The 24,141-nt window shown below is 65.0% G+C and carries 17 protein-coding genes; 10 read left to right on the forward strand and 7 right to left on the reverse strand.

The features are described 5' to 3' along the window. The first annotated feature begins 196 nt into the window (after positions 1 to 196). Positions 197 to 970, forward strand: coding sequence for a helix-turn-helix domain-containing protein (locus C489_RS11425; protein WP_006431415.1), 774 nt, complete (start codon positions 197 to 199; stop codon positions 968 to 970). Between the two features lie 184 nt (positions 971 to 1,154). On the opposite strand, the gene C489_RS11430 is transcribed toward C489_RS11425, so the two are convergent. Next, positions 1,155 to 1,340, reverse strand: coding sequence for a DUF5786 family protein (locus tag C489_RS11430; protein ID WP_006431416.1), 186 nt, complete (start codon positions 1,338 to 1,340; stop codon positions 1,155 to 1,157). A gap of 665 nt (positions 1,341 to 2,005) precedes the next feature. Here C489_RS11430 and glmS point away from each other — a divergent pair. Next, entirely contained in the window at positions 2,006 to 3,817 is a 1,812-nt protein-coding gene (gene glmS / locus C489_RS11440; RefSeq protein WP_006431418.1) for a glutamine--fructose-6-phosphate transaminase (isomerizing), read from the forward strand. A gap of 934 nt (positions 3,818 to 4,751) precedes the next feature. Further along, positions 4,752 to 4,958 (forward strand): DUF7563 family protein, encoded by a 207-nt coding sequence (locus tag C489_RS11445; protein WP_006431419.1) that lies wholly within the window; start codon positions 4,752 to 4,754, stop codon positions 4,956 to 4,958. A 169-nt stretch (positions 4,959 to 5,127) separates the two neighbouring features. Here C489_RS11445 and glmM read toward each other — a convergent pair whose 3' ends face one another. Continuing rightward, on the reverse strand, positions 5,128 to 6,453 hold the full coding sequence (gene glmM / locus C489_RS11450; protein ID WP_006431420.1) for a phosphoglucosamine mutase: 1,326 nt from the start codon (positions 6,451 to 6,453) through the stop codon (positions 5,128 to 5,130). Between the two features lie 391 nt (positions 6,454 to 6,844). On the opposite strand from glmM, the gene C489_RS11455 reads away from it, so the two are divergent. Then, positions 6,845 to 7,135: a helix-turn-helix domain-containing protein gene (locus C489_RS11455; RefSeq protein WP_006431421.1), complete on the forward strand. Its 291-nt coding sequence runs from the start codon at positions 6,845 to 6,847 to the stop codon at positions 7,133 to 7,135. A 30-nt stretch (positions 7,136 to 7,165) separates the two neighbouring features. On the opposite strand, the gene C489_RS11460 is transcribed toward C489_RS11455, so the two are convergent. Then, positions 7,166 to 8,176 (reverse strand): lipid II:glycine glycyltransferase FemX, encoded by a 1,011-nt coding sequence (locus tag C489_RS11460; RefSeq protein ID WP_006431422.1) that lies wholly within the window; start codon positions 8,174 to 8,176, stop codon positions 7,166 to 7,168. Next, positions 8,173 to 9,801, reverse strand: coding sequence for an alkaline phosphatase family protein (locus C489_RS11465; RefSeq protein WP_006431423.1), 1,629 nt, complete (start codon positions 9,799 to 9,801; stop codon positions 8,173 to 8,175). The genes C489_RS11460 and C489_RS11465 overlap by 4 nt, the downstream gene beginning before the upstream one ends. Positions 9,802 to 10,048: 247 nt before the next feature. On the opposite strand from C489_RS11465, the gene C489_RS11470 reads away from it, so the two are divergent. Beyond that, the gene (locus tag C489_RS11470; RefSeq protein ID WP_006431424.1) at positions 10,049 to 11,170 is read left to right on the forward strand and encodes a DegT/DnrJ/EryC1/StrS family aminotransferase; all 1,122 of its coding nucleotides are present in this window, start codon (positions 10,049 to 10,051) and stop codon (positions 11,168 to 11,170) included. A 70-nt stretch (positions 11,171 to 11,240) separates the two neighbouring features. On the opposite strand, the gene C489_RS11475 is transcribed toward C489_RS11470, so the two are convergent. Together C489_RS11475 and C489_RS11480 are read right to left on the reverse strand one after the other, a co-directional pair. After that, the gene (locus tag C489_RS11475; RefSeq protein ID WP_006431425.1) at positions 11,241 to 12,971 is read right to left on the reverse strand and encodes an ATP-binding protein; all 1,731 of its coding nucleotides are present in this window, start codon (positions 12,969 to 12,971) and stop codon (positions 11,241 to 11,243) included. Between the two features lie 130 nt (positions 12,972 to 13,101). Continuing rightward, a complete protein-coding gene (locus C489_RS11480) occupies positions 13,102 to 15,024 on the reverse strand; it encodes a DEAD/DEAH box helicase (RefSeq protein WP_006431426.1) in 1,923 nt (640 codons plus the stop codon). 173 nt (positions 15,025 to 15,197) lie between these two features. On the opposite strand from C489_RS11480, the gene C489_RS11485 reads away from it, so the two are divergent. Continuing rightward, positions 15,198 to 15,386: a hypothetical protein gene (locus tag C489_RS11485; protein WP_049890808.1), complete on the forward strand. Its 189-nt coding sequence runs from the start codon at positions 15,198 to 15,200 to the stop codon at positions 15,384 to 15,386. On the opposite strand, the gene C489_RS11490 is transcribed toward C489_RS11485, so the two are convergent. Further along, positions 15,379 to 16,338: a transcription initiation factor IIB gene (locus C489_RS11490; RefSeq protein ID WP_006431428.1), complete on the reverse strand. Its 960-nt coding sequence runs from the start codon at positions 16,336 to 16,338 to the stop codon at positions 15,379 to 15,381. The two genes, C489_RS11485 and C489_RS11490, sit on opposite strands and share 8 nt — an antisense overlap. 821 nt (positions 16,339 to 17,159) lie before the next feature. Between C489_RS11490 and C489_RS11495 the strand changes: the two genes are divergently transcribed. The 4 genes from C489_RS11495 (at position 17,160) to C489_RS11510 (ending at position 23,556) form a co-directional block, all read left to right on the forward strand. Then, positions 17,160 to 17,756: a DUF7344 domain-containing protein gene (locus tag C489_RS11495; protein ID WP_006431430.1), complete on the forward strand. Its 597-nt coding sequence runs from the start codon at positions 17,160 to 17,162 to the stop codon at positions 17,754 to 17,756. A 585-nt stretch (positions 17,757 to 18,341) separates the two neighbouring features. Beyond that, on the forward strand, positions 18,342 to 19,505 hold the full coding sequence (locus tag C489_RS11500) for a Gfo/Idh/MocA family protein (protein ID WP_006431431.1): 1,164 nt from the start codon (positions 18,342 to 18,344) through the stop codon (positions 19,503 to 19,505). Positions 19,506 to 19,539: 34 nt separating this feature from the next. After that, positions 19,540 to 21,003 carry a flippase gene (locus tag C489_RS11505; protein ID WP_006431432.1) on the forward strand — a complete coding sequence of 488 codons (1,464 nt, stop codon included), beginning with the start codon at positions 19,540 to 19,542 and terminating at the stop codon, positions 21,001 to 21,003. A gap of 489 nt (positions 21,004 to 21,492) precedes the next feature. Next, positions 21,493 to 23,556 (forward strand): right-handed parallel beta-helix repeat-containing protein, encoded by a 2,064-nt coding sequence (locus tag C489_RS11510; RefSeq protein ID WP_006431433.1) that lies wholly within the window; start codon positions 21,493 to 21,495, stop codon positions 23,554 to 23,556. Positions 23,557 to 24,141 lie beyond the last annotated feature (585 nt).

Consider the following 24,141-nt stretch of genomic DNA (forward strand, 5'->3'; position numbering starts at 1 on the left):
CCGATAATTCACTCTTTCCGTTTCAATCAAAGCGGATGACTCGCTGATAGATGAATCAATATAGCGGTCGGGTTCGGCTCGAGTTCCGTGTATAGCGTCCACGACCATGTACTCGGCTCGTAATACATCGTTCAATGAGTGCGTTCGAGGTAAGCAGTAATTATGGCGGTCATCTCTCCGGATGGCAGATGTGCCGATGAGTATCGATATCGCCGACGCGGAGGAGGTGGCCGATACCGAGGGTGTGACCGAGGCCGAAGACGTAACCGACATCGACTCCGAACCCGCTGCCGAAACCGGCAGTCGGTCCGGAATCCCGTCCGAGGCCGAGGGCGGAATCGTCGCCCAACTCCGGCTCGACCACCCGGACCTGTTCCTGCGCTCGACGTTGCGACGGGCCTCGGATATCACCGTCGAGCCCGAGTACTGGACGACCGTCGAACCGGGGCGGACTCTCGTCTTCGTCACCGCCTACGGCTCCGACTTCGACGACTTCGAAGCCGCCCTCGAGACGGACCCCACCGTCGCCGAGCCGGTCCTCGTCGATCGCTATCCCGACCGGCGGGTCTACCGCGTCGCGGTCACCGACTGCGCGCGCACCTTCACTGCCGAAACCGCCGCCGTCGGCGGCCGGGTCCTCGAACTCTCGAGCGCTCGGAACGGGTGGCTCGTTCAACTTCGGTTCCCCGACCGCGAGCGCCTCGTTTCGTTCAACGAGTACTGTCGCGAGCGAGATATCTCGGTCACGGTCGATCACCTCCGCGTCTCCGACGACGAGGGCGACGGCGTCGTCGCCCTGACCGACAAGCAACAGGAGTTACTCGCCGTCGCCCACGAGGAGGGGTACTTCGACGTTCCCCGCGGCATCTCCCAGGACGAACTCGCGGACCGGCTCGACGTCTCGAAGTCGGCCGTCTCCCAACGGCTCCGGCGGGCGATCGGCGAACTCTGTGCGGCGACGCTTTCCTGAACGCAATCGGCTGCAGTCGACCGGTTTCTCGGGCTCGTCTTCGAGACGATCCATACCCATCGCTCCGTGTCGAGTCTGAAATGAGAAAATCGAACCACGGACCGAGTCGATCGGAGCCGGACGGGGCGTCTCGAGGCGGGATCGAACGAGTGCGACCGGGCTCGTCCCGACGCCTCCGGACGACTTACTCTTCGTCTTCGTCGTCGTCTTTCATCGAGCCGAGCTGGTCGACCAGCTCGTCCGTCGAGACGTCGGACTCGAACGACATTTCGCCCTGATGATCGTTTTCGTGGACGTTAACGGCATCTACGTCCTCGTCGTCGGTCGTCTGCTCTTTTTGTTCGGATTCGTCGTAGCTACCAAAACCCATACGTGGTAGTCTCGCCCCACCCCAAAAGGTGTGGCGGTTTATTCTATCTCGACGCGCTCCGCACTGCGCGGCCGGCCGCGCGATCGACGCTCTCTGTTCCGGTCGTCCGTAGCGGACTCACAGTCCGCTCGAGGCTCGTTCGTGGCCGGTTCGGGCCACCGTCGCGGTCGCCGTTCGACCCGCCGATCGAACGGCGCTTGTTCCCGCTCCCTACCGCTGGTTGGCGACGAATACCGCTCGTTCGTCGCTCCGTACTCGAACACCGGGTGGCTGTTCGGTCGGCATACGATTCCGACGACCGCGCCAGCGCCCGGAAATCCGACGCGTGAGCCGCTCTGAGAAATTTACTGTCGGAAATTAACGATAGAAATATCGTCACCGCGCAGTATTTGAGACGCCCGTCACGACCGGCCAGCGGCGGAGTACACGCGGACTACGGGATTCAGTAGTCCGTCTATAGTAATGGGTTCGGGAGGTTTGCAATTCGATTATGGTTGCGTACCGCCCACCCTCTCGACCGACCGCTGTGGACCGCCGGACCGCCCCGTCCCATTCCCGCTCTCCGCCGGAGGCCGGCGGGTCCAACGACGCGTCGTCTGCAGGAACCGCTCTCGTGTCCGGGCCACACGTCAGTCTCGAACGGCCCGACGGTCGGTGATCAGCAGATGTGTGGAATCATCGGCCGCGTCGGCGACGGTAACGCCCTCGAGCCGCTTCTGACCGGACTGGAGAACCTCGAGTATCGGGGCTACGACTCGGCCGGCGTCGCCGTCCAGAACGGCTCCGGTATCAAGGTCCAGAAACGGTCCGGGCGGGTCGAGGAACTGAAGGAATCGATCGGCGACCCACTCACGGGCGAGGTCGGGATCGGCCACACGCGCTGGTCGACCCACGGGCCGCCGACCGACGCGAACGCCCACCCGCACACGGACGAAAGCGAAGACGTCGCGGTCGTCCACAACGGGATTATCGAGAACTACGCCGCGCTCCGGGAACGGCTGGCGGCAAACGGCTACGAGTTCACGAGCGACACCGACACCGAGGTCATCCCCCACCTCGTCCAGTACTACCTCGACGCGGGCTTCGACAGCGAGGCGGCGTTCCGGCAGGCGATCGACGAACTCGAGGGCAGCTACGCCGTCACCGCGATGGTCTCGGGCGAGCACGTCCTCTACGCCGCCCGGCAGGGCTCCCCGCTCGTGGTCGGCATGGAAGACGGCGAGTACTTCCTCGCGAGCGACGTGCCGGCCTTCCTCGAGTACACCGACAACGTGGTCTACCTCGAGGACGGCGACGTCGTCGTCGTCGACGAGGACGGCGTCGAGTTCACCGACCTCGAGGGGGACTCCGTCGTGCGCACGCCCGAGACGGTCGAGTGGGACCCCGAGCAGGCGGGGAAAGGCGAGTACGATCACTTCATGCTCAAGGAGATCAACGAACAGCCGACCTCGCTGGCCCAAGCGATCGAGGGACGGGTTGATTCTGCGACCGAACGGATCGCCCTGTCCGATTTCGAACCCGACACCTTCGAGGACGTCGACAGCGTCCAGTTCGTCGCCTGTGGTACCTCCTACCACGCCGCCCTGTACGGCTCGCTCACGCTGAATCAGGCCGGCGTGCAGTCGACCGCGCTGCTCGCAAACGAGTACAGCGTGTCCGCGCCGCCGATCGATGACGACACGCTGGTGATCGCGGTCACCCAGAGCGGCGAGACGGCCGACACGCTCACTGCGCTTCGACGGGCCGACGCCGAGGGCGCTCGCACGCTCACGGTGACGAACGTCGTCGGGTCGACGGCCGCCCGCGAGGCCGACGACGCGCTGTTCATCCGCGCCGGGCCGGAGATCGGCGTCGCCGCGACGAAGACGTTCTCCTCCCAGGCCGTCATGCTCACGCTGCTCGGCCAGCGCATCGCCGGCGACCTGCAGGGCGAGCCGCCGGCCGATCTCAAGTCGCTGCTGCCGGAACTCGAGTCGATGCCCGGACGGCTCGACGACTTGCTCGCGTCGTCGGCCGCCGAGTCGATCGCCGAACAGTACAGCGACAGTCAGTCGTACTTCTTCATCGGCCGCGGCCTCGGCTTCCCCGTGGCGCTCGAGGGGGCGCTGAAGTTCAAGGAGATCACCTACGAGCACGCCGAAGGCTTCGCCTCGGGCGAACTCAAACACGGGCCGCTGGCGCTGGTCACGCCCGAGACGCCGGTGTTCGCGATCTTCACGGGTCAAGAGGACGAGAAGACACTGAAAAACGCCGAGGAGGCCCAGACCCGCGGCGCGCCCGTCATCGCGGTCTGTCCGGACGGCCACCCGGCCGTCAAGGCCGCCGACGAGCACCTCTCGATTCCCGAGACCGAGCCGAACCTGGCGGGGCTGCTCGCGAACGTCCAGCTCCAACTGGTCTCCTACTACGCGGCCGACCTGCTCGACCGACCGATCGATAAGCCGCGAAACCTCGCGAAGAGCGTCACTGTTGAATAGCGCCGGAGCACAGTTCGGTTCCGCCGCTCGCTGGTTTTCGGGTGTCGGCGTCCTCGTGATTCGATCCGCTGCGCTCGAGTCCCGGTTTCGTCTCGCGGTCGAACCCGACCGCTCCCGGATATCGTTCATCTCGGCGCTACGGCAGAAGACAATCGGACTCGAGTAGGGGTCAGCGAGGCCGCAGGACCCGAGACCACCCCCGTAGTCCGGTCCGCACGGCGTCGGTAGTACGACCCGTACTCGAACGATGTCGGAATCGAACGTGGAGGGTCACTGCGGTGATCGAACAGTCCGATGGCGGCACCACCGGACTCGTGGGTATCGACCGATACCCTCCAGTTGGACTAGGTGTTCGAGACGATATAAAGGGACTACCTGATAACCGTGGTATATCAGACACCATAGGTAAAACGAAAGTCGCGCGAGACCCGGCCGCGACCGGATCGAGCCGCGCCTACCGGTCTCGATCGACTGTTTCGCCGGGTTCGGTCGTCGCGCCGCGAACGCACGCGTTCGGTCCGACGGATAATTGTAGAACGTGTAAGGCGAAACCCACCGCTTTAGCGGTGGGTAGCTCACACGGCTGTTATAGCACAGAACTGAATTGATTTCTTTCTGACTGATTTCTACGCCGCTGACGGCATCGACTGCCCACTCGATTCCAGTCGGTCCCGAATCCGAGTCACCCTCGAGTCGCCGCTCTCGCCGATCCCGGTCGACGCCCCCAGATCTTCTAGTCAGCCTGCCATTTATCGCCGGTGAAATATCTAGTTACCGTCTCGAAATATCGTATTTCTCACGAAAGAGCCGCTGAAACTCTCGATGTCGGGACTGTCTCTCCGGCCGGTCCATCACCGCCGAAATCATCGACTAACCATCGCGAGGTGAATTATGCGGTCTATAGTAAATACCGTTCTGTCGCTACGGGTTGTTGATGTCGACGGATCCATCCGCCAAGTGGACGCCCATGACGTCCGGCCAGCAAACGACCGCCCCTCGGTGTGTCAACTGTGGCAACCAGGTGACGCGACAGTTCGCCCGCGTCTTCGGCGACAACCGCGATGTCGTCCACGCCTGTCCCGACTGCGCGACGTACCGCGAGATGAAGACCTCCGATTTCATCCCGAAAGAAGCGAGATAGCCGTTTCGTACGCTCACCCCGCCTCGAGCGCCGTCCCAAGGCCTTCGTTCGCCGCCGAATCGTGAATTTCGCGGGACAGCACGTCCTTTTCATACGGTTCGCCGTAAGTCATTGCCGGCCCAACGCCGACCGCTGGGATCGGGCCGGAAACCCGTTACAGCGATCCGTATCAGGCGTCCACCGCGACCGTCTCGGTAACGAGTGCCCGTGCGGTCTCGAACAGTTCCTCGGCGTCGGCCGCCGACCGCGCCTCCGCGGTCACGCGGATCAGCGGCTGCGTGCCGCTCGCACGGAGCAGGAACCAGCCGCGCTCGGTTTCGACTCTGACGCCGTCGAGCGTTTCGATGTCGTCGTATCGCTCGCGAACCCGCTCGGCCACGTCGGCCATCACTTCCGCTTTGTCCTCGACTTCGATCGATGTCCGCCGGATCGGATACTGCTCGATATCGGCGACGAGTTCGGACAGCGATCCCCGTTCGGCGACCAGTTCGACCAGCTTGCAGGCCGCGAACGGGCCGTCCGGACAGCGGGTCTCCTCGGGCCAGATCCACGCACCGCTCGGTTCGCCGCCGAAGACGACATCGGGCTCGGTCGTCCGCTCTGCGACGTAGACGTCACCGACCTGCGTGCGCGTCAGCGACGCGCCGACGCCGGCCAGCGCGTCGTCGACGGCGAGACTGGTATCGACCGGCGCGGCGACGCGGTCATCCTCGCCCGCCGCCTCGCGAGCGAAGATGGCGAGGAGCGCGTCTTTCGGCACGAACGTCCCGGTTCCGTCGACGGCCAGCATCCGATCGGCGTCGCCGTCGTGGGCGACCCCGAGTTCGGCGTCCGTCGCCGCGACCAGTGTCGACAGCGTCGCGAGGGTCTCCTCGGTCGGCTCGCTGGGCCGTCCGGGGAACGAGCCGTCCTCCTGTCCGTTCAGGGTCCGCACTTGACAGCCGAGCTCGTCGAGCACCGCCGCCGTGATCCCGCCGGCCCCGTTGCCTACGTCGACGACGACGCTGGGTTCGCGCTCGAGGTCGACCGCGTCTCGGAGCGCGGCGGCGTGGTGATCCCGGACGCCCTCGCGACGGTATCGGTCGCCGACGCCGTCCCAATCGGCCAGTTCGTAGTCGTCCTCGCGAATCCGCCGTTCGATCGCCGCACGCTGGTCGGGTCCGAACGCCTTCCCCGAGGGATTCCAGAGCTTGATCCCGTTGTCCGTCGCCGGGTTGTGCGAGGCCGTCACGACGACGCCCGCGTCGGCCTCGAGGTGGTCGATCGCGCGGGCGATCGTCGGCGTCGCCTCGATGTCGACCGTCAGCACGTCCGCGCCGCACTCGCGCAGTCCCGCACCGACCGCGTCGACGAACATCGATCCGCTCTCGCGGACGTCGCGACCGACGACGACCCGATCGTGTCCCTCCGAGGCGACCGCGCGGCCGACCGACAGTGCCACGGCCGCCGTCACCTCGCTGCCGACCCGTCCGCGGATACCGCTGGTTCCGAACATACCTCCCTCTGACAGCGGCGAGCGCCTTACTATGCACGGGTTAATCCGATCCCCCGTCCGAAACGGAGCCAGATCCCGGTCTCGAGGCCGCTCCGGCATCGTCCGTGCCATTCGACAGCGACCGCTCGCAGCGACTGCCGCTCGTTCCCGGTCGATCGCCCCATCGTTAGTTCCTCCCTGTCGTTCTGAACTGTCAGTGCCGTATATATGAGTTACACCGGTACGCTCGAGTGAGAATGAAACCGGCACAGCACGCCGCCGACGGACGGCATTCGCGAGCCGACGGCACCGCGACTCGGCTCCGGCCGACCGGGACGAGAAGCGTCGATCGATCGCCGACTCGAGCGCCGCGATCCGAACCTACACCGGCCGATTCCATCGACCGCCACCTATGAGCGCGACCGAACCGGATCCTGAACTGGAGGAGGCGGCCGAGTCCGGCGAGAACAGCGGCGACGGCGACAGCGACGACGCGCTCGCCGAACTCCCGCCCAGCGCGAAACTGGTCTACAAAGTCCTCGAGTACGAAGCGCCGCTGACCCAAGAGGGGATCGCGGCCGAATCCCGGCTCTGTCCCCGGACCGTTCGCTACGCGCTCGGGAAATTAGCGGATCGGGACCTCGTCACCAGCCGCGTCTGTCTCGAGGACGCCCGGCAGTCGAAGTATCGGATCGCCGAGTAGAGCGCGGAGCGGCCGCCGTGACGATCGCCGTTACCGGTGTTTCTGGTACCGATCGACCAGCAGGTCGACCCCGAAGGAGCCGGACGTGATCTCGTAGTAGGTCTCGAGTCGCGGGTTGAACTTCGCCTTGTACCGGTTGATGCTCGGCACGCCGGCCCCGACGAGGTCGTACTCCTCGGCCGAGCCGTGCAGGCCGTCGCGCATGACGTGCCAGTCCAGCAGATCGTTGATCGCGATATCGACGTCGGCGTCGGGTTTGACGCCGCCTTGCCACCGGTACCGCGTCCGCTCGGACTCGACGACCAAGATCCCCCCGAGGAACTCGCCGTCGACGCGACAGACGTAGGGCCGGATCGCCCCGTCGGGAAGCGTTTCGTAGAGCGAGCGAGCGAAGTCGGTACTCAGCCGGAACGGTTCGTCCTGGCTCTGGTAGCGCTCCCTGACCTTCTCGACGATGCGCTCGACGTCGTCGGCGTCGCCCTCCTCGATCGTGTAACTGTCCTCGTCGGCGTTCCGGATGTTGCTCCGCGCGTCGCTGCTGAACCGCTTCAATAGGTCGTCCTCGCTGCCCTCGAGGTCGACGACGTACGTGTTTCCGGGTTCGACGTCGTACTCGCTCCAGACGAACGGCCGGATGTCGTCGAACTCCGCCGTGACGAACTTGCAGTACAGCGGCGAGATCTCGTCGTCGACCCACTCGAGACAGCCCTCGATGAACCGCTTGGTCCGGCGGTCGACCTTGCGCTGTTTCAGCTTGTCGACGTTCAGCAGCGACGGGCCGAGGTACGATGTCCACGAGTGTGGGGGCGGCGAGAAGGCCCCGGTGACTGGCCCCTTGGTGTACTCGAAAACCGGGAAGACGCCGACCGGTTCCTGCCCCTTGAAGCCGGCGAGCAGGTGCGGCGTCGATCCGGTGTCCTCGGCCTGCAACCGGAGCGCTTCGGCCCGGAAGAACGGGTTCGTGCCGTCGGATCGCTCGACGTAGCGGTTCCACTCGTCCGCATCGGTGCGCGGATCAAGGACGCGTATCTCGATACTCATAGATAGCCAAGGTCGGACAGTCGGTCTTCGACGGTCCCGTCGTCGGTCGCCGTGATCGGCTCCCGGTCGTAGGCCGGGTACGGTTCCTCTGCGCTCCCGTCGACGACCGGGAGCGCCTCGCCGTCCATCGCGGCGTCGATCGGCACGTCGAACAGCGAACAGATCGTCGGTGCGACGTCGAAGATCGACGCCCCCTCGAGCGAGGCGGATTCGTCGAACGCCGGGCCGGCGGCCGCGACGACGCCGGTTCGCTTGTGATTCCACGAGTCCATCGGCTCGCCGAACCGCGGCTTACCGAGGTCGGCGTCGAGTTCGTTGTCGAACCCCGCCGGAACCGTCACGATATCGGGGGCGTCGTCGACGTACTCTCCCTCGAAGTACCGCTCGCGGGGCTCGACGGCGTCGAACACCGGCTTCCCGTCGGGTGTCCGCACGGCCGAGAGCGTCTCGATGAGGTCCTCGCGGACGGACTCGTAGGCCGACTCGGGCACCTGCCCGTTGGGCTCGCGGCCGGCGAGGTTGATGCGGACGCCGAGTTCGCTCTTCGAGCGGACGTAGGCCCGAGACGCCGGAAAGTCGACCTGTTCGCTCGCTGCCCGGATCATGTCGTTTGGCACCCGCGTGCCGATGGCTTCTTTCAGGCCCACGCGGTCGAGCGCGCTCGCGACGCGCTGGGTCGTGAGCCCGGCCGTCGCGGCGAGGTTCATCGCCCGCTCGAGCGGACTCGCCTCGCTCTCACCGGCTTCGGCCCCCTCGAGGAGGTCGTTCTCCCAGGACGTCGACCAGTTCGGCATCCCCGCGCCGCCGCTCCGGGACTGCACGTAGCCCTCGGCCTGGAGGAGTTCGTTGATCCGGAACGCCTCGCCGGACACTTTCCCCATGCCGTGGTCGCTGACCACGAGGACGTTGTCGGGATCGGTCCGCTCGAGTGTCTCGGCGAGCTGGCGGTCGACCGCGCGGTAGACCGCCTCGATCGCTCGCTTGTCCCCGGGTCGCTCGTGAAACACGGAGTCGGTCTGCTGGAACTGCAGAAAGCCGAAATCGGGTTCCATCCGCCGGCAGAGATACCGGAACGCCTTCCCGCGGAGTTCGATCGTGCGTTCGTACCCATCGATCGAGCGGGCCGGTGCCGGCCCGCTCCGTGGGTAGAGCCAGTAGTCGCCGCCGCAGGCGAACTTGACGTCCTCGAGGATCCCCTCCGGGTGACAGTCCGGGTCTTCGGGGGCGGTCAGCCCAGGAATCAACGCGCCGTCGAAGGCCCGCGCGGGATGGGTCACGGGAACGTTGACGACGACGCTCGAGAGACCGTGATCGCTCAGGAGTTCCCAGACGGGACGCTCCCGGACGTGGGTGCCGTTGACGACGCTCCAGTCGTAGCCGTCGAACGAGAGGAAGTCGTAGACGCCGTGCTTGCCCGGATTCTTGCCCGTGTACAGCGACGGCCACGCGCTCGCCGTCCACGGCGGAATCTGGGACTCGAGTGGCCCCGCCGCCCCGCCCTCGAACACCCCCTGAAGGGTCGGAAGTTCGCCCGACTCGAATAGCGGCTCGAGCACCGGTAAACAGCCGGCGTCGAGCCCAACGACGAGCAGACGAAGGTCTTTATTGTCGGTCGAACCTGCCATGGTGGCGTTGTCCGGTCGGGTCGGCTTTGTTATGCAACCCGCTCAGGAGTCGTAAGCTCGCGCTGCCCGCTCTACGATCGGGATAGCAAATCAGCCCGCGTGACAGTCAGGATTGATCGACGCGTGTACGCGCCGATTTCCGCGCGATCGGCGGGTTGTACCGTCCCTATCACTAAGGTCCCGCTCGACGCCGTATTACGCCGATGACCGTCGCTACCGCTCCCGTCTCCTCGGACCGATCTCAGGCATGATCAGCGCTACTCCATCCGTCTTCGACGTTTCCGTCTCGCGATCGGGGCCGGGGATCGACCGGTTCGTCGAACGACACGCCCCCGACAGCACGCACACGTACTACGGTGCCGGGAAAGTCGCGCTCCGGGACGGCCTCGCCGGCCTCGTCGAACCCGGCGGAAACGTCCTCGTTCCCGCCTACCTCTCGCCGGCCGTCGTCGAACCGTTCCACGACCTCGGACTCGAGTCGCGGTTCTACGCCGTCGAGGAGACCCTCGCGCCGGATTTCGGGGACCTCGAATCCCGGATCGACGACGACACCGTCGCGGTGATGTCGGTCAACTACTTCGGGTTCCCACAGCCCGGCCTCGAGCGAATCGCGTCGCTTTCCGACGAGTACGACTGCTATCACATCGACGACAACGCCCACTCGCCGCTCAGTGTTCACGACGGAACGCTGCTCGGCACTCACGGTGACCTCGGCGTCACGACGCTGCGGAAGTTGCTGCCGGTCCCCGACGGCGCGGTGCTCTACTGCACCGACGACGAGGTCACATCGAACTTCACTCCCTCCTCGCTGGCCGGCCGTTCCGGCCGGATCGCGACCGCCGACTGCCGGTACGTGGCTGGTTCGGTCGCCGAACGCGTCCTCGAGACCAGCCCGTCGCTCCACCGGTCGGTCGAGGCCTTCCTCTCCGACGGCGGCGACGACTCGTCGTCCGTGGACCCGAGCGGCCGCTACGAGGCCGCGAAAGTCCCCATGTCGCGGTTCGCGGCGCTCGTCGCGGACGCCGCCGATCCCGAGGCGATCCGGGCCACTCGACGGGAGAACTTCCGGACGTGGCAGGAGATCCTAGACGGGCGCGACGATCTGACCCCGCTCTACGATCGGCTGCCGACGGGAATCAGCCCGTACGAGTTTCCGGTGCGGGCAAGCGAGTCGGAGGCGTTTCTCGCGGAACTCGAGGACTGTGGTGTCGTCGGTGCCCACACGTGGCCGATCCTCCGTCAGTCCGTCCGCGAGGACGAGACCTACGAAACGTCGACCCGGCTCGCGGACGAACTCGTCGCGCTGCCGGTCCATCAGGGTATTGGGCCGTCGGCGATCGAGGCCGTCGGGGACCGACTGCGGCGGTGAAGCCGTCTCTTTTGTCACGTCCGCCGATCGAACGCGAGTGCTTCCCGGTCGACCGAATGCGAATCCAGCGCTACCGATCGGCGGCCGCCGCCGGCAGTTCCGCGCGGACGTCGTCGCTCAGCGCGTACGCCCGTTCGGCCGACCGCTCGAGCAGCCCCTCCGTGCGAAGCTCCGAGACAAGACTTTGGACGGCGACCCGCGAACGGTCGACTCGAGCAGCGACGGTCTCCGTCCGGAGGCGGCCCTCCGTTGCGAACAGTTCCAGAATCGTCTCGGCCGTCTCGGCCGAACACTGCGAGCCCTCGCACGCGCGAGTGACTCGATCGCCGATCCACGCCACCTCGAGCAGCTCCGACAGTTCGCGCTCCTCGTCCGCGACGACGAACCCCGACTCGTCGTCGGCCGCCGGCTCTTGATCCGGGTCCTCGTCGACGGGCGTGTAGCCGAACTCGATGTCGTCGCCGCCGGCTTGGACGATCGACGACGCCGAATCGCCGTCGCTTGCAGCGTTCTCGTCCTCGCCGGTCGCCGATTCGCTTTCCTCGCTCTCGAGGTCGCGGACGACCTCGCGCAACTGCTCGTTTTCCGCCCGGAGCCGATCGACTTCCGCCGACTGTCCCGCGAGTCGATCTTCGAGGTGCTCGATCCGCTCGTCGCGTGCCTCGAGCTCCTCCTGTAGCTCGTCCCGTTCGGCCTCGAGATCGGCGATTTCCTCGTGAAGCCGGCGCAGGTCCTCGCCCTCGGCGGGGAGTTGCGACTGGACGGTGTCCGTGTTGCTCAGCGCGTCGGCCATCTGTCTGGCCGCACTCGAGACGTCCCGCGCCGACGAGAGTTCGTCTTCGAGGGTCTCGATGCGTTTCTCCTTTTTCTCGAGTTCGGTCTCGAGTTCGTTGATCCGGTCCTGTTCGCGCTCCTTGCGCTCGGAGATGTTCTGGAGGTCGCCGACCAGCGCGTCGGAGACGGACTTGAGTTCGGGCCGTTCGAAATCGTCGAGGCCGGGGGTCGCGCCGGCGTCGAAGGTCCGCTTGCGGCGGAACTGGATCTTCCGGACGTCGACCTCGGTCCAATCGGTCTGGACGAACGCCTGGCCGTCGTCGAGATCGGAGACGAGTTCCTTGTACTCGGTGTCGATGATCCGGCCGACGACCTTCGTGTCGTTGTCCCAGGTCAGCCGGTGCCAGACGAGCCAGTTCGCCTGCGTGATGAAGTCCTTCTTGACGTCGGCCGGCCGCTGGCTGATCCCGACGATGCCGAGGCCGTGTTTGCGCCCGCGCTTGCTGATCTTGATCAGCAGGTTGCCGGTCTCGCCGACGCCGCCGCCTTCCGGGATGTACTCGTGGACCTCCTCGACGACCAGCAGGAACGGCTTCTTCATCTTCTTCTCCTTGACGAACAGCTGGCGGGCGACTTCCCGGAGCAACTCGTCTGCCACGTCCTCGTCGAGATAGCCCGAGACGTCGAGGATGACGGGCACGTTCTCCTCGAGGGCGATCGTGGCCATCTGCTCGGCGTGTTCCGGCCCGATCTGGATGTCACACTCCTCGTCGGCCCCCGCGTGGAGCATCTCGTACTCCTCTTTGAGCCCGTAGTACTCGCCGTCCGTGTCGACGATGAGGAGGGGGTAGCCGGCCTCGAGCAGTTCCTCGGCGATCACCGATGCGGTGTTCGATTTGCCGGAGCCCGATTTCCCCGTCACGAACCCGCGACCGGTCAGCAGTTCGACGACGGGCAGTTTGAGGTCGGCACCGCTGTCCGTCTCACCGACGAGGATCTGTCGCTGCTTGGATTCCTCGTCGCTCACTGGCCCACCACCTCGCGTCCGCGCGGCTCGTTCATACTATCAGTACAGTTCGAATACGCGACCTTCAATATTGGCCTCGGCTCCGTCCTCGATAGCCGCCGGACTGCGGGACACTCCCAAGACCGGCCGCTCAGTCCTCGTCGCGCTCGACCGTCTGTTCGCGGACCGTCATCCCCTTGCGGCCCAGATGCTGGAGCTGTTTTCGGGCGAAATCCTCCTCGCGTGTGCCCCGCGTCGCGAGCACGTAGACGAGCGCGCCGCCCGCTGGCCGCATCGTCCGTCCGGCCCGCTGAGTCCCCTGCCGGCGGGAGCCGCCGAGCCCGGAGGCGACGATCGCCAAGTCGGCGGTCGGCAGGTCGATCCCCTCGTCGCCGACCCGAGAGATGAGCAACAGATCGCGCTCGTCCCGGCGGAACTCGTCCAACAGCCGCCGGCGCTCGTGGTGTGGCGTCTCGCCGCTGAGGAACGGGACCTCGAGCGCCTCGGAGAGCTCCCGGCCCTGTTCGAGGTAGTCGACGAAGACGATGGCCTTCGCGTCGGGGTGGGCCGACAGCAGGTAGCGGACCTCGTCGATCTTGCCTCGGTTGCGCGCGGCGATCCGGTACTTTTCCCGGCCGTCGGCCGAGCCGTAGGCGTTTGCCTGTTCGTCGTCGCCCCACGGCACGTAGCGTATCTCGAGTTCGGGTTCGGCGACGTGGCCCGCGTCGAACAGCGCTTCCCAGTCGGTGCCGATCGGCGGCCCGACGAGGGTGAAGATCTCGGTCTGGCGGTCGTCTTCCCGAATCGGACTGGCCGACAGTCCGAGTCGGTGTTTGGACTGCAGGTGCGTACTGCGCCGGTAGACGTCCGAAGGGACGTGCTGGCACTCGTCGAAGATCACCAACCCCCACTCGCGGTCGTCGAACAGCGAGCGGTGCCGATCCATCCCCGCGATCTGGTAGGTCGCGATCGTCACCGGGCGGACCTCCTTGCGGCCGCCGTGGTACTGGCCGATCTGGTGGGCCTCGAGCGAGGTGTACTCGAGGATCGTATCGGCCCACTGCTGGGCGAGGTCGCGGCTCGGCACCAAGACGAGGGTCTCGCCGTCGACGTGGGCCATCGCGCCCATTGCGGCGACGGTCTTCCCGCTGCCCGGCGGGCCGACGAAGACGCCCTCGCCGGCCTCGGCGAAGCGATCGACCCACGTCCGCTGGTAGTCCCGCAGCGACACCTCGAGATCGATCGGCAGTTCCTCGCCGGACTCGAGTTCGCGGTGGTCCTGGACCGGATAGCCGGCCTCGTAGAGGATGCGCTTGATCGCGGCTTCGGAGCCCTCCTGGACCCAGTCTTCGGTCTCGGAGATCGGCGCGTGGACGTGTTCCTCGTCTAACTTCTGGCGGGCGACGTTGCCCATGATCTCCGCGCTCTGGCCCTCGAGGACGGTGTAGCCGTCGTCGTGGGTCACAAGCCGGAACTGGTGGGCCCGGTCCCACTGGCTCTCGACCCAGTCCTCGAGTTTCTCGGATCGCTGGCCCAGCGCCTGCCGCATCGTCCGCGCGAGATCCTCGAAGGAGTCGTGTGGGGTCCCCCAGATGTCCTCCGGTCGAACGACGTAGCGATAGCCCTGCTCGCCGTTGCCGTCCGCGAGGTGGGCGAACTGCGAGAGTTGCGCGCGCGTGAACTGGTCCGGGCGGTCGACGATAATCTCCCGGCGCTTCGGGAAGACGACCACCCGCTCGCGATCGGTGAGGTCCTCGAGTTCGGTCGGATACCAGACCACCGGATCGGTCGAGACGGCGTGGCGCTGTAGCTCGCCTCGCTCGGCGAGGGCCTCGAGTCGAGTGGTGGCCGCTTCGTGAGGGATCTCGAGGGCTCGAGAGACGGCCGCGGCGGTGAGGACCGGGCGGCCCTCCCGCTGGCTGGCGTCGTGGAAGTCGGCGATCGTGAACTCGGCGGCGGCCTCGCTGTCGCCGTCGGCTCCCTCGTCGCCGGCGTCGGTCGGCGCCGCGTCACCCGACGCTGTGGGCTCGCCTCGCTGCTCGTCTGCGGGGGTCGGAGAACGATCGTCGGTCACTGCCCGGCCCTAACGGCGGTGCGGATAAACGGATTTCGCTCGCCGACGGCGGCTCGCGGTCGGCCCGTGCCGGGCTCCGTTCCGGCGGGGGCTCGAGCCGACGGTTCCTCGAGACCGAACCGGAAGCCGAAACGGGTGGTACCTATATGCGACTGGCCGTCATCCGTGATAGTATGTACCGCGCGATCCTCCCCGAGGGACAGATCGAATGCGACCGGTACGACCGGAGCGAAAACGGCGTCGATCTCTACGACGGAGACGATCAGTTCATCGCCTTCGTGCCCTACGCCAATCTCCACGCGCTGGCCGACGAGGACCTCTACACCGGCGACACGAGCGAGGACGAGCGCTCGATCATGTAGCTGGCTGCTGATCGATCGCCTCGAGTTGCTCGCGATACCGGTTCCGAACCGTGACGACGGTCGTCTGGGCGGTGTCGGCGACCGCTCGCTGCGGGATGGTCTCGTCACAGAGCAGGCCGGCGGCGTAGATGGCTGCGGCGGCGAATCCCGTCGGCGACTTGCCGGAGTGGAGCCCCTGCTCGGTCGTCCGATCGATGATGTCGATGGCCTTGGTTTCGACGTCCTTGTCGACGTCTAACTCCGAGCAAAACCGCGGGACGAACTGCCGGGGGTTCGTCGGCTCCAAGTTGATGTCCAGCTCGTCCGCGATGTAGCGGTAGGTCCGGCCGATCTCCCGCTGGTCGACGCGTGAAACGGCCGTTACTTCCTCGAGGCTCCGGGGAATGTCCTCCTTACGACACGCCGTGTAGAGGGCGCTGGTCGCGACGCCCTCGATCGAGCGCCCGCGGATGAGGTCCTGCTCGAGGGCCTGCCGGTAGATGACGCTTGCAGTCTCTTTTACTGGCTTGGGGACGCCTAACGCGCTTACCATGCGGTCGATCTCGGAGAGGGCGTACTTGAGGTTGCGTTCGCCCGCGTTTTTCGTTCGGATTCGTTCCTGCCAGACCCGGAGTCGATGGAGTTGGCCGTGTTTATCGGCCGACATCGAGTGGCCGTTTGCGTCCTTGTTGCGCCAGTCGATGGTCGTCGTCAGCCCCCGGTCGTGCATCGACTGGGTCAGCGGCGCGCCGACCCGGGAGAGTTCGTCGTGTTCCTGTGCGTTGAACGCGCGCCACTCCGGCCCGTAATCGATGGGATCTTCGGTAAGGACGAGACCACACTCCGCACAGACCTGTTCCCCGCGGTCCGGATCGTGAACGATCGTGTCGGTCTCGCAGTCGGGACACAGACCGGTCTCGACCTCCTCGGACTGTGATTCGGTGCTGTGTTGATCGATGATAGACCGCGTCATCAGTACCGGAGGAAAGTCATGCTGCCACTGTAAGGGGTTCACATGGTTTCGCGGGAAACACCGACTTACGAGCCCACCGGGTATCGGTCAGTGTGTCGATTCACCGGACCGATCACGGCGACTCATATACCGGGAATCGCCGGTCTGTTCCGGTCGATAGCTCCGAAGAGAGGTAGAGAGCGATACGACCGTCAACTGCCTCGAGCGAACAGCTACGACGGTCGTATCGCGACCGTGTCCCATCGGTCGTGTCCGGGCGAAACGGCCGTCAGCCGGTCGTTTCGACCCATCATGGCCAATGTGGGCATGACACATGAAAGCTGGCGATCGTTGTCCCGGGCCGGGCCCGTAAACCGATGGTTCACGGAGTAAATCCGTCGTTCGGCTGTGAACTGTCGTTCGACTTTATCGTGATCGGTTCGAACGTTCGGTACCAGTGCCGTGTTTGAAAACAGTCCGTCGGACCGCACTAGCGTCGAGTTCCCCCGCAGACGGGGTGGGCGTACGCCGCCGATATACGACCGCAATCAGGTGATACCGAGCGGCTTCGACGGCGGCCGGAACCGCCCGTCACAGCGGCGGTCAGACGGTGTGGCGACACCGTCTAGAAGCCGTCCCGTACCTCCTTTGCAGCCGGTGCGAAACGTGGCTGTGCTTAAGAGTATCTCTGTTGGTGTTCAACTTGGTGTGTCAATCGTGATTTCGACCTGCCGTTCGAACGTACAGCGGTCGCCGTTGGGCCGACGCTTCGGGACGACGAAGGCTCGGTGTCAGGGGACCCCCAGCTCGAATGGAGTCTATACAGCCGGAGGGGCGGCATAATGTCCTCGATCGATACGTCGCTCCCGGACGAGATCGCGTCGGTCGCCGACGCCGACGAGGACGAACGGCTCTCCAAGGACGTTATTTTCGAGCTCTTAAAGAATCGCCGTCGCCGGGAAGTCCTCGCGTACTTGCTGGAAGCCGACGAAACGGTCACCCTCGGGGAGCTCGCCGAACAGATCGCGGCATGGGAAAACGACACCGAGGTCAACGCGCTCAGCTCCGACCAGCGCAAACGGGTCTACGTCGCCCTCTATCAGACCCACCTGCCGAAGATGGACGACGCCGGGATCGTCGAGTACGATCAGGACCGCGGGCTGATCTCGCTCGCGGACAACGCCGACCTGCTCATGATGTACCTCGACACCGACACCCACCGACAGGACCGCTGGGATCGGTGGTACGCCGGACTCAGCGTGGTCGGTGCCACCCTCCTCGGCGCGGCGCTTCTCGGCGCGCCGCTGCTTTCGGCCGTGCCGCTTGCCGCCCTCGCGGGCGTCGTCGTCGCCGCCTTCCTCTGTCTCTCGACCGCACACGTCGTCCGAAACCGTTCCCAAGAACGCAACGTCGACGGCAAGCTCTCCCGGATCGAGTGATCCGAGGATCACGCCGACGGTCCATCTCTTAACTACAAACGTCCGGCCGGAGTACTCCTCTCGTTCGTCTCGAGTCCTGTGACGGTTGTTCGGTCCTCGAGCCGCTCGAACGTCTCGACCCACCCGACCGCGTCTCACCCTTCGTCCCGCAAGCGGCGCAGGCGTCCCGGTCGCCCCAGTCGGGTGGGGCAACCGACGGCCGCTGGTGTCGGATCGCTAAGAAGGCTTTTTATTACCTGATTCCCTACGGTCAGACGGCTCCCGACGACCGTCATCCACTACCGGAACAGTCGCGTGCCAGCAGCTGTTCCTGGCGCGGGAGCCGCTTTTCGAGTGTCCCACGCGTGTCCTTCGAGAGCCGTCTCTGACCGATCGTGACCCCGCTCGAGCCGGCAGGTCTCGAATCGCAACGCCGAGTCGTCTTCTCTGGTGTCGACGGAACGAACCAGCGACCGCTGTGCGAGTCGTCCCAGCAGTGGGTTGGTATCAGTAACAGGTCCGTACTGGGTCGGCACGCCGCGAGATGGTTAGCGGTCGTGAAGTAATCGGTCTAAAACTAATGATCGGAGTACTGTCCGCTTTGTCATGGTCGTTCGAACCGCAGTCGTCGGCGCAGGAACGGTCTCGCGAGCGCATCTCGCGGGCGCGCAGAACAACCCTGACATGGAACTGGTCGCGGTCTGTGATCTCGACGAGGAACTGGCTCGGGAACGGGCTCGAGAGTTCGGGACGATGGCCGTCACGGACTTCACCGAACTCCTCGACGAGCTCGATTGCCTGCACGTGTGTACGCCGGTCCAGACCCACTTCGAGATCGCCCGGCAGGCGATCGAGGCCGGCGTCGGCGTCATCATCGAAAAACCCGCGACCGTCACGGCCGAGGAGGTCGAACAGCTACAGACGCTCTCGCGCGAACACGACACGCCAGTTACGGTCATCCACAACCACCTGTTCTACCCGGCGGTCCGCAAGGCCCGCGAGCTGATCGACGCCGGCGAACTCGGCCACGTTAAGTCCGTGGATACGCTCTACGCGGGGCTCACTCCGCCAGATCAGGTCAATCGGGGGTCGTGGGTGTTCGAACTCCCCGGCGGCGAATTCGAGGAGGGGCTTCCCCACCCGATCTACTCGGTCCTCGGCATCGGCGGCTGGCCCGAACGCGATGAAGATATCTCCGCACAGACTGTCCTCTCGACTAATTACGAGGAGGACTTCGAGTACGACCAAGCCCAAGCGCAGTACGTCTCCGCGGAGGGTGCCCTCTGTAACGTGACGATGCTCTCGGGGACGCTGCCCCAGCGCCTTCACGTGATCACGGGCTCCGAGAAGTCGCTCATCGTCGACGAGATCAACCAGTCGCTCTACGAGGTCGACGAGGACTACACGTCCTCGGTCATCGCCCGTTCGAAGAAGAGCCTCGATGTCTCCCTCGCACAGGCCTCCAGCACGCTCGAGAACGTCAAGGCGGTCGCGACCTCGCGGTTCGACGACAGCTGGGAGTCGGAGACCAAGACGAACTCCCACTGTGCGATCTTCGACGAGTTCGTCGACGCGATCGAGGGCGACGCCGAGGTCCCGGTGCCCCTCGAGCAGTCGAAATGGACGATCCGCATCATGGAGACCATCCGCGACGCTGCCCGACCGAGCCGCGAGGGGAGTGCGGCGGACCCGTCGGAAGCGGCCGACACCGTGCTGGCGGAGGAGCCCGTCACGCCCGACGACGAGGAGTCCGTTCCGGCCGACCTGTAGCGACCGGCGATAGCCGCCCAGTTCCTCGTTTCCAATGTCACTCTCACAGCGTCTCGTCCGCGGAGTCAAGGCCACGTTCGGTGCCGAACTGCTTCGACTCGGCGCGCAAGGGGCGATCACCCTGTTGCTCACGCGGGTTTTCCTCTCGCCCGACGAGTACGGGCTGATATTCCTCGCCATCGCCGTCTTTTCGATCGGGACCCTGTTCGGAACCCTCGGAATCCCGAAGTCGATGGCGAAGTTTGTCACCGAGTATCGAAACACCGACGAGTCCCAGATCCGTCACATCGTCCGCTCGTCGATCGCGTTCAACGTCTTCACCGTGGCGGTCGTCTGCGTCCTGTTCTTCCTCTTCCGGGACGTGATCGCCGCCGCCTACGGCGAGCCGGGGCTGGAACCGCTACTGGCGCTCGGTGTCATCTACATCGTCGTCAAGGTCGCACACGGCTACCTGCTGATCGCGTTCCAGGGCTTCGGCAAAGTCACCCTGACTGCGGCGACCAGTACGGTCTCGAGCGTCGGGCGACTCGGCTTCATCGTCCTCTTTGTGGTCGCCGGCTTCGGCGCGTACGGCGCGCTGGCCGGCTTCGTCGCCGGCTATCTGGGCTCCGTGCTCGTCGGGAGCTACTTCCTTTATCAGATCCTTGCGTCGTATCCGGCAACCGACGCCGGTGAGCCCGGCCTCTCGAAACGCATCATCAGGTACAGCCTGCCGCTGACGGCCTCCCAAGGCGCGAACACGCTGTACAAGCGCGTTGACACGCTGATGGTCGGCTTCTTCCTGACCCCGGTGGCCGTCGGCTTCTACGAACTCGCCAAGCAGGTCTCGACGTTCGTGATCGCGCCCGCGGACTCGCTCGGCTTTACCGTCGCGCCGACGTTCGGCGAGCACAAGTCGTCCGAACAACTCGAGCGGGCCGCCCGCGTCTACGAGCAGTCCCTCGAGTACGTCCTCCTGTTGTACCTGCCGGCGGTCGCCGGGATCGTCCTCCTCGCGGATCCCGGCATCCGGTTCGTCTTCGGCGAGGCCTACGCCGGCGCTGCGCCGGTCTTGCAGGTGTTTAGCGTCTACGTCCTGTTTCAGGCGATCGATAAGATCACCAACGACAGCCTCGATTACCTGGGGCGGGCGACCGAACGCGCGGTCGGGAAAGGGATCACCGGCGGGATGAACTTCGGGCTGAACCTCCTCTTGATCCCCGCGATCGGCGTCGTCGGCGCGGCGACCTCGACGGCGCTCTGTTACGGCCTCATGGTGGTGTACAACGTCTATCTCATCGACCGCGAACTCGACCTTCACTGGCGGCGACTCGGGAAGTCGATCGGGGCCGCCGGCGGCGTGACCCTCGCGATGACCGCCGCCGTCGTCGCCTTACAGCCGTTCGTCACCGGAATCGCGACCCTGCTCGCGGTCATCGCCGCCGGCGTCGCGGTCTGGGCGGTGCTGTCCGTCGCGAGCGGGCTCGTCGACGTTTACGAGATCAAAGCTCACATCTAACCCGACACCCGCCTATCGGCGATAACGCGCCGCGTTCATCGCGTCGACGGTCGTTTTCTTCGAGTCGGCTGATTCGGTCACCCACGTGAGTCGCTGCTCGCGGGAGTTCCGTCGGACTCCCACGATCGCTGCGCTCCGCTGTTCCACTGTCCCCTTCCACCTACAGCGGGTTCTGGCTCGCAGATATATTATTTCTCGAATGTTTCGTAAATGGACTCGATAGCCGCCGATTGCCGCAATCGGCGTTCAGTCGGCGTTCAATTTTGTCCGTGTTTTGTAACTTATCGCCGGTGTAGACGGTCCGCGTATCCGGATGAAACGCCGGTAATAGACTCTTACCTCGGAGCCGTCTGCTGATTCCAATATAAAACAACCGTACTATAATACAATATATTAAATAAGAAATAGACACGAATCCGTGATAGTCTGTTTATTTTATGAAGAATTAAGGAGAAAGTTTATGGTGGCATACTTTCGTTACCCGAACGCATGGCACGCGACAATTCGGTATTGGATGACGACGAATCATCGGATAGCGGCCTCGAGAGCGGCGATGGGAGCGGTAATAACAGATTACTCGACCGACGCTCGTACCTGAAGCTGACGGGTGCGGCGTCCGTGGTCGGCGGCGGACTGGCGACCGGCAGCGCGGCCGCCGCTGAGGACTACGAGGTCATCGAAGCCTCCAACGAGTGGTACCGCCTCGACGACGGCGAGGTCTTCGAGAACAAGATCATCGACTTCTCGAACGGCAACTGGTTCGGCCTCTACGCTCGAGACTCGACGAACTGGACCATTCGGAACGTCGGCTTCGTCGGGACCCACCGCCACGACAGGCACGCGATTGCGGTCGCCGACGTCGGCGGCAACACGTCGACCATCGAAAACGTCTACATGGGAGACGGCTGTATCCGGCCGAGCAGCTACAGTTCCCACGGGCAGTGTGGGATCTGGGTCGCCCCGGAACACAGCGGCCACATCGACATTCGGAACTGCAACGTCCAGGACTGGCCCAACAACGGGATCTACGCGTCCGCCCCCGGCTACAACGGCAACGGTGGCACCGTCCACATCGACAGTTGCTACGCGGCGAACAACTACGTCTCGAGCTTCCGACTGAGCTCCGACGGCTCGAAGTGTACGAATTCCGTGGCGTACAACGACGGCAACGGCCGGTACAACGGCCGCTGTTTCTGGGGCTGGAACCCCGGACGGATGGAGGTCTCGAACTGCGACTTCAGTTCCGGGTCCTACAACAACGCGATTCACCTCGGCCGGAACGGCGAGACGACCCGAATCAGCATCGACAACACGCAGTTCGACGGGATCAGCCAGCGCGGGAACGTCCAACTCTCCCGCGGGAGCGGGCTCGGGTCCAACCCCGATCTCTCGATGCCCGAGGGCGTCCCGACCTCCGCCGAAGAGGCTGCGAGCGGCGGCTCCTCCGAGCCCTCGCCCGGCCCCGAACCGGGGCAAGACACATCCGAATCGTCGCTGGCGAACACGATCGTCTTCGACGGGAACGGCACGGCCGACGCCACGAGCTACGAGTTCGTCGTCAGCGACGCGGTCGAGGCGAGCACCGACGAAAACGCGACCATCGACCAAGCGGCGTCGGTCGACGGCAACCGCGCCAGCGGCACCGTCGCCGACTACCTCGACGCGTTCCGGTTCGACGGCCAGATCGAGCGCCTGTCGGTCGACGGTGACGCGACCGTCCGCGTCAACGGCGTCGAGATCGATCCCGCCGATATCGACGATGTCCTGCAGAACATCATCCTGATCAACGGGAGCGACGAGGACTCGACTCGCTACGAGTTCTCCGTCAGCGGCGAGGTCGAGCGAAGCAGCTACGACGGTGCCTCGATCGACGACGAGGACGCCATCGAGGACGGCACCGTCTACGGCGGCGTCGCCGACTGGAAGGACGCCTTCAAATTCAGCGGCGAGATCGAACAGTTGACCGTCGACGGCCCCGGTACGGCCTCCGTCAACGGCGAGCGAGTCGATCCCACGGACTTCGGTGCGGACCTCCCTCACGTCCTCGAGGTACAGGGGCCGGGCGTTCCGGTCGGCTTCGAGATCACGGTCGACGGCGAGATCGAGTTCGCGGGCGACGACGACCCCGAGGACGAGGCGACGACCATCTCGGGCTCGACGGTCCAGAGCACCGTCACCAGCGACAGTCTCCGCTTCCGTTTCTCCGGGGCGTTGACCGATGTCACGATGACCGGCGGCAAGGCGACGGTCACGGTCGACGGCGAGGAGATCGACCTCGAGGAGTACGGCGACCCCGAACTCCTCCCGCACGCGATCGTCTTCGACGGCACCGGTGCCGGACCGAGTACGTACTCGTTCCGCGTGACGGGCAAGGTCATCAAGGCTCAGTACCGAGACGCATCGATCAACGACGCCGACGTCATCGAGGACACGACGGTCCGCGGCGGCGTCGACGGCTGGCTCGACGCCTACTGGTTCGACGGCGACATCGAGGACTTCAAGATCCTCGGCGACGCCACGGTCGACGTCCAGTACAACGCACGCGAGCAGTAATTCCGTCGCGGTTTCGACGACGGTTCGGATCGGTTCGGTCTATTTCGGCGCTTCCTCTCGATTCTCGACCCGTGAGAACCTGATACGTCCCGATTTCCGACTCGAATAAACGGTTTCCTCCTGTTCACCGACCGGACGAGGGTGGGGTTCTCTCCGACTGCCAAGACTCATTTCCACCCTCGCTTCCGCTCCGATTTTCCAAACCGGCCCGTTTCTCGACGTGGCTCGAGTAGTGGGATTCCACACGCTGACGGGTCGAGTCGTTGCCGGCAGTTCGCCAAGCAGTCAGTCCGGTTTTGGGCTCTTACGGACCCCGGACGAGCATGGCGATTCGCCGTACGGCCGACTCGAGCGGACCGACGGCCTCGAGTATCGAACTCGAGGACTGCAACTGAGCACTACTCCCCACTCCGCGCTGCATACAGTCGGGTCGATACCACGGTCTCGACGAACGCTGGGCTACAATTCTCGCTCTCCTTGATGGGTGTCGACACACCGATCGAACGAAGCAAAGCAGTACAAAGTACGAAAAACGAGTCCGCGATCGCGCGGTGAAGCCGCGTGCACATCATCACGCGGCGGAGG

The organism is Natrinema versiforme JCM 10478 (assembly GCF_000337195.1).
Classification (GTDB): Archaea; Halobacteriota; Halobacteria; order Halobacteriales; family Natrialbaceae; genus Natrinema; species Natrinema versiforme.